This window comes from Arthrobacter sp. NPDC055138, assembly GCF_053607305.1.
In genome coordinates, this window is sequence record NZ_JBSGTH010000006.1 from 240,391 (window position 1) to 254,450 (window position 14,060).

A 14,060-nucleotide genomic window follows, 5' to 3' on the forward strand; every position below is an offset into this window, starting at 1 on the left:
AGGCACGACTGTGGGACGATGCTGCCATGGCCATCGAAGAGGATTATTCGCCAGCCTCGCCGGGCAGGCACCCAAGCCCCGAGGACAGGCCGGAACACAGAGCGTCGGAGGAACACGGCCCGGCGGACGACGAGCGCGCCATCGCCCGCCGTCGGAAGGACGCCGAGGACAAACTCGAGGAGCACCGACGCGATGCCGAACAACACGGCCATCCGACGGGCGGCAGGCACTGACAGGTAGGCCCCGCGTCGCCTGCCCGGGCGGGGCTGTGCACTGAGCTTCCCCAGCAGGTGTCCGCGGTATGCAAGGATGGATGTTCCTGGACCCAGCAGATGAAAGGGATGGCCATGTCTGAAGACAGCACACCCGGATCCGCGCCGAGCGAGACCTATCACGACCCGACGTCGATCGCTTCGGTCATCGACCACACCCTGCTGAAGCCCGAAGCTTCCCGCGAGGACATCCTCACAGTTTGCGCGGAGGCGGTGGCATACCACTTCGCCGCCGTGTGCGTGAACCCTTTGTGGACCGCCCTGGTGCACAGCACGCTCAAGGGTTCCGGCGTCAAGACCTGCTCGGTCATCGGCTTCCCGTTCGGTGCCACGCCCACCGATGTGAAGGTTTACGAGGCCCGCGGCGCCAACTTGGACGGTGCCGACGAGATCGACATGGTGATCGACATCGCCGCCGCCCGCGCAAATGACCGCGACGCCGTTTTCGCGGACATAGCGGCCGTGGCCGAGGCCGTACATGCCGGTGGTGCCATCCTCAAGGTCATCCTGGAGACCCACCTGCTCTCCGACGAGCAGAAGCGGATGGTCTGCGAAGCCGCGGCCGAAGCCGGCGCGGACTTCGTCAAGACCTCCACCGGGTTCAGCGGCGGCGGAGCCACCGTTGAGGACATTGCGCTCATGCGGGATGCCGTGGGGCCGCAGCTCGGCGTCAAGGCCTCCGGCGGCGTGCGCTCCATCGACGACGCGCGCGCAATGCTCCGGGCCGGCGCAACACGAATTGGCGCCAGCTCATCAGTGGCTATTGTTAATGGTGAGCAAGCCGCCGGCGGCTACTGATGCCGCATCGCACTATCGAGGAGAAACACCCCATGGCAGCCCATCCCAAGCAGCGCACCCATTCGGGCGAGGGACATCTGGCCAGCAATCTGATCACGTTCGTGGTCATCATGCTGATCTTTTTCGGTTCCCTCTACGCTTTCAGCCTGGAATCGGTCATCGGCCCCATCCCGGCGTTCGCCATCGGCCTGGGCCTGTTCGCGCTGGCGTTCTTCATTCCCAAGCAGATCCTCGGGCGCTCCGACACCCACCACGACGCCTGAGCCAACACAGGCTTTCCGGGCGCGCAGCCAGGGCACGGCAGGATCTGCCCCCGGCTGCGCGCCCGGCGCTTTTAAGCACGACGGCGGCGCCTCCTCGCGGTTCCGTCCGAACGGTTCCCGGCGCCTGAGCAACGATGGGCGTGTAAACTGGCACACGGTGTGACGGGAAGACTGGTCGTCAAGTCATTGAACGAGCCCTCAGGGCGACCAAAGTCAGGAGCCATGCATGGCCACTCCCCCATCTCCCGGCCAGAAGACCATCCTCAGCCGAGGCAGCTACCCAGAGTTCCTCCGGATCAGCGAGCTGCTGCGCAAGGAAACGGTCGGCGGGATCCTGCTACTGGTCGCGACCGTTGCGGCGCTGGTCTGGGCCAACTCGCCCGCAGCCGACAGCTACTTCGCCATCCGCGACTTCCAGGTCGGCATCGAGGCCCTGCACCTGAACCTCAGCATCGGCCACTGGGCTTCAGACGGCTTGTTGGCAATTTTCTTCTTCCTGACCGGTCTGGAACTCAAGCGCGAGTTCGTCGCCGGCGACCTGCGCTCCCCTGCCCGGGCCATCGTCCCGATTGCCGCGGCCTTCGGCGGGGTCGCGGTGCCCGCCCTGATCTTCGTGATGGTGAACCTGAGCGCCGGCCCCGAAGCACTGCGCGGCTGGGCCATCCCGACGGCAACCGACATCGCCTTCGCCGTCGCTGTCCTTGCAGTCATCAGCTCGCACCTGCCCAGCGCCCTGCGGATCTTCATCCTGACCTTGGCCGTGATGGACGATCTGATCGCCATCGCCATCATCGCGTTCTTCTACTCGTCCGACGTGCAGGTGCCCTACCTGCTGTGGATGTTGCTCCCGCTGGGCGCCTTCGCGTTCCTGTCACATAAATTCCCCAAGTTCTTCGCCCAACACCATCTGGCCGCCTGGGTCATTCTGCTGCCGCTCGGCATCGTCACCTGGGCGCTGATGCACTCCTCCGGCGTGCACGCTACAGTCGCCGGCGTGCTGCTCGGCTTCATGGTCCCGGTGCTGCGCAGCAAGAAGAACGGCGGGCCGGAAGCCGGCCCCGGGCTGGCCGAACAGTTGGAACACCGCTTCCGGCCGCTCTCCACCGGGTTCGCGGTGCCGGTCTTCGCGTTCTTCGCCGCCGGTGTGGCCCTCGGCGGCTGGGAAGGCATCAGCCGCACCTTCACCGACTCGGTGGCCATCGGCATTGCCGCAGCACTCGTGATCGGCAAACCGCTGGGCATCATGCTCACCACCTGGGTGCTGACAAAGTCCACCAAGGCCAGCCTGGATCCCTCGCTGAAGTGGATCGATGTGCTGGGCGTTGCGGTGCTGGCAGGCGTCGGCTTCACCGTGTCGCTGCTGGTCAACGACCTGAGCTTCACGCTCGGCTCCGAGCACCACGACCATGCCAAGGTGGCCGTCCTGGCCGGCTCGCTGGTCTCGGCCCTGCTGGCCGCCGTCCTGTTGCGCGCCCGCAACCGGCACTACCGGCAGGTCGAGGAGCTTGAAACCGCGGATGCCGACCAGGACGGCGTGCCGGATGTGTATCAGCAGGACCCGCGCGCTACCAACTGACCCGGGGCCGACTCCGGCCCGCGTCGGCGCTGCCTCTGCGACCCGCGTCACACACCGTACGGTTCCGCTGTGCGCACCCGTGCCCGTGCCCGTGCCATACTGAACCAGTTATGGCCAGCCCGGGCCCCGCAGAGTAGCCGGCAGGAGGGCTGCCGGAGTAGGGGATCTTCGAGCATGTCTGCCGCACCAAGCCCGCTGTTGTCATTGCTGATCGGACGCCAGCAGTTCCACGAGCTTTCCCTGCGCGCACGCGTGGTGCTGAGCCATCTGCCGCTGTGCCTGTCTGTGGCGTTGACCGCGTTGCTTGCTGCAGTGTTCTTCCCGGACCTGCTGTCCAACCCGCACTTCATCGGCGGACTGGTCGGCATCGGCCTCTTGTGGATCCTGAGTGCCGTCGTCCCCTGGGATCGGCTGCCCTATCCCTCCTATTGGGTGATCCCGCTGCTGGACTTCGTCGCCATAGGGTTCCTCCGCCAGGGCAGCGGGACGGAACTCTCCGGCATCAGTCTGCTGGCCATCTTCCCGGTTTTCTGGATGGCATGGTCGGAGATCGCTCCCGCCGCCGCCCGTATTATTAGTTTCGTTGCACCGCTGTTGATCATCTGGATCCCGGTGTTTGCCGGGCCGGATCCGGTGACAGCTGAAGCATTGGTGGGTCCAGCCCTGATCCCGATTGTGACCTTGGCGGTCTCCATCACCGCGTCCGTTTTCGCCTTGAGCTCTACGGCTCAACAACAAACGCTGGCTCACAAAGACCGCGAGCTGCGGGCCCTGCTAGAAGAGAGCAAGGTCCACGTTCGCCGGCTGGATACCGTTTTGAACGCCGTTGCCGTGGGCGTCCTCGTCACCGACGCCGAAGGACAGGACATCCTGAGCAACGTCCAACAGCAGCGGGACCGCTCGGTGGCCAGGCCCCAGGGAATCGAGAATCCGGACGAGGCCGACCTGCTGGTCTTCGAAGCCGACCGGGTCACGCCTTTCGCCCTGGAAGACCGGCCCATCCGCCGTGCCGTGCGCGGGGAAGCATTTTCGGACGTTTTGGTGTGGATTGGTGCCGGTGAGAACCAGCGGGCCATGCTGTGTACGGCCCGGCCCATGCAGGACGATGCAGGCCGGTTCGACGGGACCGTCATGGCGTTCAGCGACGTCACCGACCTCGTCAACGCGCTGACGGTCAAGGAAGAGTTCGTCTCCAGCGTCACGCACGAGCTGCGCACACCCCTGACCTCCATCATGGGCTACTTGGATCTCGCCCTCGAGGACGCCGACCAACTGCCGCAGCACGTCAGCCATTCGCTCAACATTGCGATGCGCAACTCCGAGCGGCTGCTCCAACTAGTGGAAGACCTGCTCTTCACGGCGGCGGGGACGCTGAGCATAGAACCGCGCAGCACCGCTTTGGCTGAAGTCGTGGCCGGCAGCGTGAGTTCGGCCATGCCGAGGGCGGAACACGCAGGCGTGGAATTGGTGATCGACGCCGCCGAGGGGCTGGTCGCCGAAATCGATCCGACCAGGATGGGCCAAGTTCTGGACAACCTGCTCTCCAACGCCATCAAGTATTCGCCCGACGGCGGCCGGGTCACCGTGCGGACGCTGGAATCCGACGGCGCAGCCGTGCTGGAGGTCAGCGACGCCGGGATGGGCATGTCCGAAGCCGACCAGGCGGAAGTCTTCACCAAGTTCTTCCGGACCAGTTCGGTCCGGCAAGCTGCCATTCCCGGGCTGGGGTTGGGGTTGGCGATCAGCAAGTCGATTACCGAAGCGCACGGGGGCACGCTGACCTTCACCAGCGTGCTCGGAGTCGGCACCACGTTCCGGGTTTCAATCCCGCAGCGGGGCGAAAAGGGAGGCCGCCCGGAGACGGCCTCCCTGAGCCAGCTGCCGGCATAAGCCGCTGGTGCCGGCAGCTGGCCGGATGATGCCCGACCGTTAGCGGATGGCCTGGTGGCCCTTGAACAGCATCTTGCTGCTGTCAGTTCCCTTGCCGTTGCCCTTGGCCGTGCCGTTCACCGCCGAAGTGGTCTCCGCGAAGGTCAGCGTGGTGTGCGCAATCGCATCGGCCATCTGTTCGAGGACCACGGGGTCGACGTTCTCCACCGTGTCGCAAGCTTGGTGGTAGCAGGGATCATAGGCCTCGCCCGCCGTGCCTCCGTAGATGGCTGCTTGTTCATCGGTCTTGATCTCCTCTGCACCGGTGAACAAACCTCCGGCGGGAATGCCGTTGTTGATGAAGGCGAAGTAGTCCGAGCGGCCATCGAAGGCCGTCGGCTCCGTGGCCAGTCCCTGCGAGGCGAAGTAGTCCTCGAAGATGTGCTCGACGTTGGCGGACCCGTTCGGCCCGGTCAGCCCGAACGCACTGCCGTCGCCGTCATACACGAAGCGGACGGCATTGGGCGAGCCGACCATGTCGAAGTTCAGGTTCAGCGCATGATTTTTGATGTCCTTCTTGGTCAGCTGGGACACGTAGTACTCGGAACCGAGCAACCCGTCTTCTTCCCCGCCCCAGAAGGCGAACCGGACCCGGTTCCGCGGCTCGTCGCCGCTGGCCGCGATCTGCAGCGCGGTTTCCAAGATCGCCGCGCTGCCCGAGCCATTGTCATTGATGCCCGGGCCTTCGGGGACCGAATCCAAGTGCGCGCCGACCACAACGGTGCGGTCCGCGCGTCCGGCCGTGTCGGCCAGAATATTGAAGGTCTCCGTCTGGACGATTTCGGCGTCCACCGCGATCCGCACCTCCAAACCATCCGTGCCGGCCAGCTCGGCCCCCAGATCGAAGCTGGTGGTCACCGCCGGGATGGCCTGGGGCGTGCCCAGCGTGCCGCCGAACAGGTCGAGCCGGTCCGGCGTCCCCCCGTTTCCTTGGTTGAAAAGCACCACGCCCACGGCTCCCGCCGCCGCGGCATTCGACACCTTCAGGGCGAAGTCGCAGGTGCCGCGCTGGATCAATGCGATGTTTCCGGAGGGGAAGCCGGTGAAGTCGGCTGCCTCACAACCGCTGGTGGAGGCCCTGTCACCGGCCAGGTTGACGTCCACTGCCGTTACCGGTGCGGTGACGTCGCCGGATCCTGAATAGTCCATGCCCAGGAAGTCCTCTTCCGCGGCATACACCGTGGGCGTCGGGGCCACCTGCTCGAAGTCCGCGCTGTTGAGCACGAAGCGTTCATAGGAGAACGTCTGGCGCAGCGGAGTGTATCCGGCGGCCACCAGCTGCTCTTCGATGTACTGGGCCGATGCCTCATACCCGGGGGTACCCGCGGCGCGGTTGCCGCCATTGGCATCGGCCACGTCCTGCAGGGCCTGCAGGTGGCTAAAGATGTTCTCAGCGGTGACGGCTTCTCGCAGGGCGCTGGTATTTGTCCCGTTGTCGGCCTGGGCTGGCAGCCCGATGCCGAAGGCCAAAGCGGTGGCGGCGGTGATGGCCGCTCCGCGCCTGAAACGGTGGGTTTTCATACTGGTTCCTCCGTAGGGTGCGATGATGGACCCCGCTATCCCCGTAGCAGGATCCTGCCCGGAAGCTATCCGATCTGAAGCAATTGCAAAAGAGTTGGCAACTGTTTCGGTGCTGAAACGAACAAAGATCCAGCAAAAGGGCTTCACCGATAGCACGGGGACCTGCTGCCAGTCCTGTTTCAGCACGGTGAACCTGCACGAAAGGACCCCCATGCGGCGTGGCACACCGCCGGAACGCGGCCGCCTCCCCGCTGCCACCTTGCTGGCCGTCTACCTCCTTGGGCTCGGCCTCGTCGTGTTGTGGCCCACGCCGATGGACGCGGTGGCGAACGGCTTGGTACAGCACGTCCTCTCAGCGCTGCATCGCGCAGGCGCCCCTGCCTGGTTCGACTACAACCTGGTCGAGTCCGGGGCCAACGTTGTGATGTTCGTCCCGCTGGGTTTCCTCACCGCCCTGTTGCTGCCATCCGGATGGCGCTGGCTCACGCCGGCGGGCGCGTTGTTGTTCTCCGTGGCCATCGAATGGTGCCAGCAGTCATTCCTACCCGGCCGCCATGCGTCCCTGCAGGACGTGTGGGTGAACACGCTCGGTGCCGCGATCGGTACGGTGCTGGCGTACGCCTGGCTGGAGCACCGGCGTAACCGGCGCCCGGTAACGCGATAAAGTCGAACTAGTCTCTCTCACCGCACGGACAAAGGACCAGTATGCGTATTTCCGTCATCGGGTGCGGCTACCTCGGCGCAGTACACGCGGCGGCCATGGCCAAACTCGGGCACGATGTCATCGGGATCGATGTGGATGCGCGCCGAATCAGCGAACTACAGGCGGGACGGGCACCGTTTTTTGAGCCCGGGCTGCCGGAGTTGCTGACCGAAGCGCAGCAAACCGGCCGTCTGGCCTTCAGCACCGACCTGTCGGAGGCGGCCGGCGCCGTCGTGCACTTCGTCTGTGTGGGCACGCCGCAGCGCAAGGGCGAGAACGCCGCCGACCTGCGCTACGTCGATGCCGCCTTCACATCGCTGGCTGAACACCTCAATCCCGGTGACGTCGTGGTCGGCAAATCCACCGTGCCGGTGGGCACGGCCGCACGGTTGGCTGATGAAGTCCGGGAGACTGCCCCGGAGGCAATCCTTGCGTGGAACCCGGAGTTTCTCCGGGAGGGCCACGCGGTGAAGGACACCCTGACACCTGACCGGTTCGTGTACGGCGTGCCTTCGGGACCCGCCGGCGAAGCGGCCACTGCAGCCTTGGACGAGGTCTATGCGGTGCCCCTCGCGCAAGGCACACCCCGGCTGGTGGTGGACTATGCCACGGCGGAACTGGTCAAGACGGCCGCGAACTCCTTCCTGGCCACCAAGATCTCCTTCATCAATGCCATGGCCGAGGTGTGCGACGCCGCCGGCGCCGACGTCACGGCCCTCGCCGACGCGATCGGCATGGACGAGCGAATCGGACGCAAGTTCCTCAACGCCGGCGTCGGCTTTGGCGGCGGCTGCCTGCCCAAAGACATCCGGGCGTTCATGGCTCGGGCCGGTGAGCTCGGGGCCGATCAGGCCCTGACGTTCCTACGCGAGGTGGATGCCATCAACATGCGGCGCCGCACCCGCGTTGTCGAATTGACCCGAGAGCTGGCAGGAGGATCGCTGATCGGCAAACGCATCACCGTGCTGGGTGCGGCGTTCAAGCCTGAGTCCGACGATGTCAGGGACTCCCCTGCCTTGTCCGTCGCCGCACAGTTGCAGTTGCAGGGCGCTACCGTCACGGTCACCGATCCAGAGGCACTGGCGAATGCCAAGCAGCGCTTCCCGGAACTCAGCTACGAACCGGATACGAAGACCGCGATTGGCCGCGCCCACGTCCTGGTGCTTCTGACCGAGTGGAAAGAATACCGCGAGCTGGATCCGGCCACCGTCGCAAACCAAGTGACTGAGAAGAAGATCTTGGACGGACGTAACGTGCTGGACCCCATCGCCTGGCGCGAGGCCGGCTGGACCTTCAAGGGCATCGGACGCCCGTAGCGTTTTTCCAAGTTCCGCCCTCCACAATGGACCCGTACAGCCAGGCTGTTCGGGTCCATTGCCGCATCCGTTGACAGTGGCCCCAAACAGGAGCATGTTAGGTGGATGGCCAGCGCCAACACCGCCGACCCTAGCCAAGTGCGGGTCCGGACCAAAAGCGCCGGCCGATGGGGGGGAATAATCGAGATGTTTCGGCGCAGCAGGCTTCTGACCGCGGGTGCAGCCCTCGGTGCCAGCTGCCTGCTGCTGCCCGCGGCTCCGGCCGCGGCTGCGCCGGACCCGGGGCAGCCCTATTTTGAACCCGGCACTGCCAGCATCGGCGATTCCTACTTTCCGGACGCCGGCAACACTGGCTACGATGCCAAGCACTATCAGCTGGATCTGCTCTATGACCCGCCCACCGATCAGCTCACTGCCAGCGCGACGATGACCGCGCGGACCACCCAGGACCTCGCCAGCTTCAGCCTGGACCTTGACGGGCTGACGGTCCATTCCGTCAGCGTTGACGGGCTGGGGGCACGCTTCGAGCATGACGGCAGCAAGCTTGTCATCACTCCCGCCCGTGGCATACCGAACGGCCGGAGCTTCAGCGTGGTGGTGCAGTATTCCGGCGTTCCCCGTCCCCTGTCCCTGCCCGGGCCTGCGGGGTTCATCCACACCGACGACGGAGCCATCGTCACGGGCCATCCGAAGAGCGCGCCGACTTGGTTTCCGGTGAACAACTACCCGGGCGACCCTGCCAGCTTCGGATTCAACATCTCGGTCCCGGATGGGTGGCAGGCTGTTGCCAACGGATTGCCGGACGGAACCGACCGGACGCCCGGGCGCACGGTGTACAAGTGGGAGGCTGAAGAGCCGCTCTCGCCGCATCTGGCGACCATCGCCGTCGGGCAGTTCAACCTGGCCGAGTACACCAAGGCCGGGATTAGGTACGTGGACGCCATGGATCCGGCGTTGAAGAAGACGGTCATTCCGCGCAACGGGGATGGCCTGGCCTGGTCGCAAAGCGATGACGCCAGCTACAAGCGCCTCACCCGAACGCTCAGCGTGCCCGATGCCGGCGCGGAGTTCTCATTCTGGATGCTGCGCGACACGGAGCCCGGCTGGGACTACGCGTTCGTCGAGGCACGCACGCCCGGCGGGGACAACTGGACCACCTTGAAGGACGCCACCGAATTCGCGGACAACGGCACCGGAAATTCGTGCCCTGCGTGGCATCAGGTGCATCCCTTCCTGAAGCACTATCAAAACGACGACGGCGGCGGCTCCTGTTCCGCGAAAGGGTCCAGCGGACAGTGGTGGGCGGCCACCGGTACGAGCGACGGCTGGGAGCACTGGGAGTTCGATCTGGCGGACTACGCCGGTGAGGACGTGGAACTCTCCATCACCTATGCCAGCGACATCACCGGACAGAACGACGGCGTCTTCGTCGAGGACATCAAGGTGACCGGGAGCGACGGCTCCACCTCGTTCGACAGCGACGGTGACCGGTGGGACGGCTGGAGCCCGCAGGGCGCGCCCAAGGGAAGCCGGCTCAATGAGAACGAGTGGACCGCCGGCAGCAGCACGCCCCCGTCCCAGGGCTACAAGATCCAGCAGTCGTTGGACAAGCAGCCGAAGATGATCAAGTTCCTCTCTTCCGTGTTCGGGGCCTATCCGCTGGCCAGTGCCGGCGGCATCGTCGACAATGTCGAGGACCTCGGGTTCGTGCTGGAGACCCAGGCCAGGCCGGTCTACCCGATGGATTATTTCTACAGCGAGGCCAGCGGTGACTCATTCATCGTCCGGCAACTCGCTCTCCAGTGGCTGGGCAGCCAATTGCCCGTCCATCGGTGGCAGGACAGTTGGCTCAACCAGGGATTGGCAACCTACGCCCAATGGCTCTGGGCGGAAGACCGGGAATCCGGCAGCGCCCAAGACAGTTTCGAGTTTTACGCGGACATCGACGCCGCAGACCCGTTCTGGAAGTTCAAGTTGTCCGACCCGGGGCCGGACAACCTGTTCTCCAGCGGCCTGCAGACCCGCGCGGCCATGGCCCTGCACGCGGTGCGGACCGAGATCGGCGACAAGGACTTCCACAAGCTTGTCAGGCAGTGGGTCAAGGACGGTTCGGGTTCCCCCAAGGATTTCCGGAAGCGCGCGGAGAAGGTCTCGGGGAAAGACTTGTCCGGCATCTTTAAGGCCTTTGTGTCGACACCGGGCAAGCCAGGAGCCCTCTGACGGCTGGCCGCTGCGGGCATCGCGGGCTGGCTCGTGGACTGCGCACTGTGCGGGCAGACAGCGCCGGGGCGTCGGTCCTCCCCGCTGCCGGCTCCGATTCCACAGAAGAGTGTAGGTGCAGGCGCTGAATCCAGCCGGCTAACGGTCCTCGCCCAGGACCCGCAGCCCCTCGCGGTAGGCATCAGCTGTGAGCTCGCCGCGGGCAAAACGCTGGTCCAGGATCTGGCGTGCCGTGCTGCGCCCGTGCGGCTTGTCCAGCCGACCGGCTGCGGAAGCCACTGCAACCGCATCTTCCACGCTGCCCGGGCGCAGCCCCACAAACGCCCTGACCACGAGGATGGCCAACATTGCCACGATGGCCACAAGCAGGAGGGCGAACAGCCACGCCAAGCCCATATCTACCATGATGAAGCACCCCTTCGATCACGACGGAACGATGGCTTTATAGTCCGTTCCCTTAGCGTCAGGATACGCGTCGGCCTCGGGAACAAACAGGGCAAATCCATCACAATAGGATTCCGCCGGCGCCGGCCGCTTCGGGCGGAGAGCCTCGGCCTCCCTTGACGGACCCACAGCGCGGGCGCCCGGAGCGGAGCCACTGACGATGCGCACGATAGCCACAGGTGGTAAATGATGCGGCATTGAGATGTTCCGCACCCACCGCTTCCCCGGTTTCCGGCGGATGCGGACATAGGATGGCTGTAGGCACCCTCCCGTGTAGATTACCGGGCCACTGTGCTGTCCTACTTTCCCTGACCTCCGGTTGCCCGGTTGAAAGTCGAGTTAATGAGTCCCACTGCCGACGGCACGCCGTTTCCGCGCCGCCGCGACGTCCGCACCGGCGCCGCGGAACCAGCCCAGCCCACCGGGATGATCCCTGTGGTCCCGTTGGTCTCCGCACCGTCCGGAACCCCCTTGCCTGCCCGCCGTGAACTGCGCACCGGACTCATCCAGGTGGTTCCGCCGGCCGCCGGCCAGCCAAGTGGCGCAACCCGATACGTTCGCACGGAGGCTCAGCCCGCTCCGAGTGCCACGGGGCGCAAGGGCCGAGGGACCGCGTGGGCGTTGTGCACCGCCGCGGTGCTTGCCGCTGCGTCCGCCGCATTCTGGTTGCTGTTCGTCCGCTAGGCCTCAGCCTTCCGCCGCTGTCAGCTTGCCTAGGAGCGAGGAGAGTTCGGCGCGCTCCGCTGCGGACAGGGCGGCAAAGTATTCTTCGGCATGCTGGACTTGGACCTTCCGGATGGCCTGCCCAATCTCCCGCCCCGCCTCAGTGAGGGCAACCACCGTGGCCCGGCGGTCCGTCGGGTCTGGCTCGCGCACGCACCAGCCGCGCTCCTCCAAACCATCGACGATGTCCGTGGCCGATCGCGGCGCTATCCGCAGCCGCTCGGAGAGCTCGCCCAGCCGCAGCGAGCCATGATGGCGGAGCATCCTCAGCGCACGGGCCTGCGACGGCGCTACACCCAGCGGGTCCAATCCCTGCCGGGTGGCCCTCCGGAGTTGACGCGACACAGCCCAGAATGCGTCCAGTAGGTTTTCATCAGCCATCGGAATAGGCTATCAAGTTTTCCTGTTGTAGCCTCATAGTGAGGTAACCTCAGCAATACGGCGGTGTTAGAGCCCCCAACATCATGAAACGAGGTGGTTCCGACGGAAACATTCGGAATGAACCCCGGCCGCGGCCCCGTGAAGGAACCGACGGCCGCAGAAAAAGAACAAGCACGGCACGTTCCGCTCCAGCGGATTGTGGCCCTGTTCCGGCCCTACCGGGGACAGTTGGCCTTGGTCACGGCAATCATCGTTGCCTCCTCGGCCGCCGCCATGGCCTCCCCGTTCCTGCTGCGTGCCGTCATCGACACTGCCCTGCCCCAGCAGCAATTGCCGCTGCTGGCCTTGTTGACCGCCGGCATGCTGGCCGTGGCTGCCGTCACTTCGCTCTTCGGAGTCCTGCAGACGTGGATTGCTACCAAGGTGGGCCAACACGTGATGCACAGTCTCCGGACCGACGTCTTTTCCCACTTGCAGCGCCAGTCGGTCGGCTTCTTCACCCGGACCCGCAGCGGCGAAATCCAGTCCCGCATCACCCAGGATATTGGCGGCATGCAGTCCGTGGTCACGTCCACCGCCACCGGCATTGCCACCAACTTGACCACCGTCGTCGCCACCGCCGTAGCCATGGCGGCCCTGTCCTGGCAGCTGTCGCTGATCTCGCTGCTGGTGATGCCGCCGGCAGTGGTGCTGACCGGCAGGGTGGCCAAGGTGCGTCGGGAGCTCACCGCCCGCCGCCAGCGGGAACTGGCCGACATGAACGTGACCATCGAAGAGTCGCTCTCGGTCAGCGGAATCCAATTGAGCAAGACCCTGGGCACCGGCAACGACTTAGCGGACCGGTTCTCTGCCTCCTCCGAGCGGCTGACCGATCTGGAACTGCGTTCAGAGTTGGCCGGACGCTGGCGGATGGCCACCATGAGCATCATTTTCGCCGCTGTACCAGCCGTCATCTACTTCGCCGCCGGCCTGCCCGGTGCCGCGGGGAACATCAGCATCGGCACCGTGGTGGCCTTCAGCGCGCTGCAAGGCGGGCTTTTCCGCCCGCTGCTGGGATTGATGAACGTCGCCATCACCGTTACCAGTTCGCTGGCGCTCTTCGCCCGGATTTTCGAGTATCTGGACCTGCCGGTGGAAATCACCGAGCCGTCCTCGCCGGCTCTGGTGGAGCCCGCCAGGGTGGCGGGGCACGTTCGCTTCGAGGACGTCAGCTTCAGCTACCCGGACAGCGCAACAGCGGCCCTCCGGCACGTGAACCTGACCGTTCCTGCCGGCTCCACCCTGGCCCTGGTCGGCCCGACCGGTTCGGGAAAGAGTAGCCTGGCCGCCCTAGTGGCCCGGCTGCACGATCCTACCGCCGGGCGGATCACCATCGACGGTGTGGACCTCCGCGCCATGCGCTTGTCCGATCTGGCACGCATCGTGGGAGTGGTCAGCCAGGACACCTACCTGCTGCACACCACGGTGCGCGGGAACCTGCGCTATGCCAAGCCGGACGCCAGCGATGCCGAAATCGAGCAGGCCGCGCGGGACGCCCAGATCCACGACCACATCGTGGCGCTGCCGGACGGGTATGACACCATCGTCGGCTCGCGCGGGCACCGGTTCTCCGGCGGCGAGAAGCAACGCATTGCCATTGCCCGCACCCTGTTGCGGAACCCGCCGGTGCTGGTGCTGGACGAAGCGACCAGTGCCTTGGACACGCAAACCGAGCATGCGGTGCAGCAGGCGTTCGACCGGCTGGCTGCCGGCCGGACCACCATCACCATCGCCCACCGGCTCTCCACCGTCCGGAATGCGGACCAGATCGCCGTCCTGGAGGCGGGTCGCATCGTCGAACGCGGCACCCACGAAACGCTGCTGGACGCCGACGGGCGCTACGCGGCTCTGGCCGCCTAGCAGCGGAAACTGGCC

Annotated in this window: 13 protein-coding genes; 10 read left to right on the forward strand and 3 right to left on the reverse strand. The window is 65.6% G+C overall.

The annotated features are described in order from the left end of the window. The first annotated feature begins 26 nt into the window (after positions 1 to 26). The 5 genes from ACWF5H_RS16015 to ACWF5H_RS16035 all read left to right on the forward strand — a co-directional run bounded on the left by ACWF5H_RS16015 (position 27) and on the right by ACWF5H_RS16035 (position 4,799). Entirely contained in the window at positions 27 to 233 is a 207-nt protein-coding gene (locus tag ACWF5H_RS16015) for a hypothetical protein (RefSeq protein ID WP_364651032.1), read from the forward strand. A 114-nt stretch (positions 234 to 347) separates the two neighbouring features. Further along, on the forward strand, positions 348 to 1,070 hold the full coding sequence (gene deoC, locus ACWF5H_RS16020; RefSeq protein ID WP_364651035.1) for a deoxyribose-phosphate aldolase: 723 nt from the start codon (positions 348 to 350) through the stop codon (positions 1,068 to 1,070). A 32-nt stretch (positions 1,071 to 1,102) separates the two neighbouring features. Next, positions 1,103 to 1,333, forward strand: a complete 231-nt coding sequence (locus tag ACWF5H_RS16025) for a hypothetical protein (protein WP_452038062.1) — start codon at positions 1,103 to 1,105, stop codon at positions 1,331 to 1,333. Between the two features lie 226 nt (positions 1,334 to 1,559). Further along, a complete protein-coding gene (gene nhaA, locus ACWF5H_RS16030) occupies positions 1,560 to 2,909 on the forward strand; it encodes a Na+/H+ antiporter NhaA (RefSeq protein ID WP_364651041.1) in 1,350 nt (449 codons plus the stop codon). Positions 2,910 to 3,083: 174 nt separating this feature from the next. Further along, the gene (locus ACWF5H_RS16035) at positions 3,084 to 4,799 is read left to right on the forward strand and encodes a sensor histidine kinase (protein WP_452038064.1); all 1,716 of its coding nucleotides are present in this window, start codon (positions 3,084 to 3,086) and stop codon (positions 4,797 to 4,799) included. 39 nt (positions 4,800 to 4,838) lie between these two features. On the opposite strand, the gene ACWF5H_RS16040 is transcribed toward ACWF5H_RS16035, so the two are convergent. Beyond that, entirely contained in the window at positions 4,839 to 6,359 is a 1,521-nt protein-coding gene (locus ACWF5H_RS16040) for a M20/M25/M40 family metallo-hydrolase (protein ID WP_452038065.1), read from the reverse strand. 211 nt (positions 6,360 to 6,570) lie between these two features. On the opposite strand from ACWF5H_RS16040, the gene ACWF5H_RS16045 reads away from it, so the two are divergent. The 3 genes from ACWF5H_RS16045 to ACWF5H_RS16055 all read left to right on the forward strand — a co-directional run bounded on the left by ACWF5H_RS16045 (position 6,571) and on the right by ACWF5H_RS16055 (position 10,598). Continuing rightward, positions 6,571 to 7,023, forward strand: coding sequence for a VanZ family protein (locus ACWF5H_RS16045; protein ID WP_452038067.1), 453 nt, complete (start codon positions 6,571 to 6,573; stop codon positions 7,021 to 7,023). Between the two features lie 41 nt (positions 7,024 to 7,064). Next, on the forward strand, positions 7,065 to 8,378 hold the full coding sequence (locus ACWF5H_RS16050; RefSeq protein ID WP_452038069.1) for a UDP-glucose dehydrogenase family protein: 1,314 nt from the start codon (positions 7,065 to 7,067) through the stop codon (positions 8,376 to 8,378). Between the two features lie 186 nt (positions 8,379 to 8,564). Further along, positions 8,565 to 10,598, forward strand: coding sequence for a M1 family aminopeptidase (locus tag ACWF5H_RS16055; RefSeq protein WP_452038071.1), 2,034 nt, complete (start codon positions 8,565 to 8,567; stop codon positions 10,596 to 10,598). Positions 10,599 to 10,736: 138 nt separating this feature from the next. Here ACWF5H_RS16055 and ACWF5H_RS16060 read toward each other — a convergent pair whose 3' ends face one another. Continuing rightward, positions 10,737 to 11,003, reverse strand: a complete 267-nt coding sequence (locus tag ACWF5H_RS16060) for an SHOCT domain-containing protein (RefSeq protein ID WP_452038072.1) — start codon at positions 11,001 to 11,003, stop codon at positions 10,737 to 10,739. A gap of 381 nt (positions 11,004 to 11,384) precedes the next feature. Here ACWF5H_RS16060 and ACWF5H_RS16065 point away from each other — a divergent pair, with 381 nt between their 5' ends. After that, on the forward strand, positions 11,385 to 11,726 hold the full coding sequence (locus ACWF5H_RS16065) for a hypothetical protein (protein WP_452038074.1): 342 nt from the start codon (positions 11,385 to 11,387) through the stop codon (positions 11,724 to 11,726). A 3-nt stretch (positions 11,727 to 11,729) separates the two neighbouring features. On the opposite strand, the gene ACWF5H_RS16070 is transcribed toward ACWF5H_RS16065, so the two are convergent. Next, the gene (locus tag ACWF5H_RS16070) at positions 11,730 to 12,146 is read right to left on the reverse strand and encodes a MarR family winged helix-turn-helix transcriptional regulator (RefSeq protein ID WP_452038076.1); all 417 of its coding nucleotides are present in this window, start codon (positions 12,144 to 12,146) and stop codon (positions 11,730 to 11,732) included. A gap of 117 nt (positions 12,147 to 12,263) precedes the next feature. Between ACWF5H_RS16070 and ACWF5H_RS16075 the strand changes: the two genes are divergently transcribed. Continuing rightward, positions 12,264 to 14,045 (forward strand): ABC transporter ATP-binding protein, encoded by a 1,782-nt coding sequence (locus ACWF5H_RS16075; protein WP_452038077.1) that lies wholly within the window; start codon positions 12,264 to 12,266, stop codon positions 14,043 to 14,045. The last annotated feature ends 15 nt before the right edge of the window (positions 14,046 to 14,060 follow it).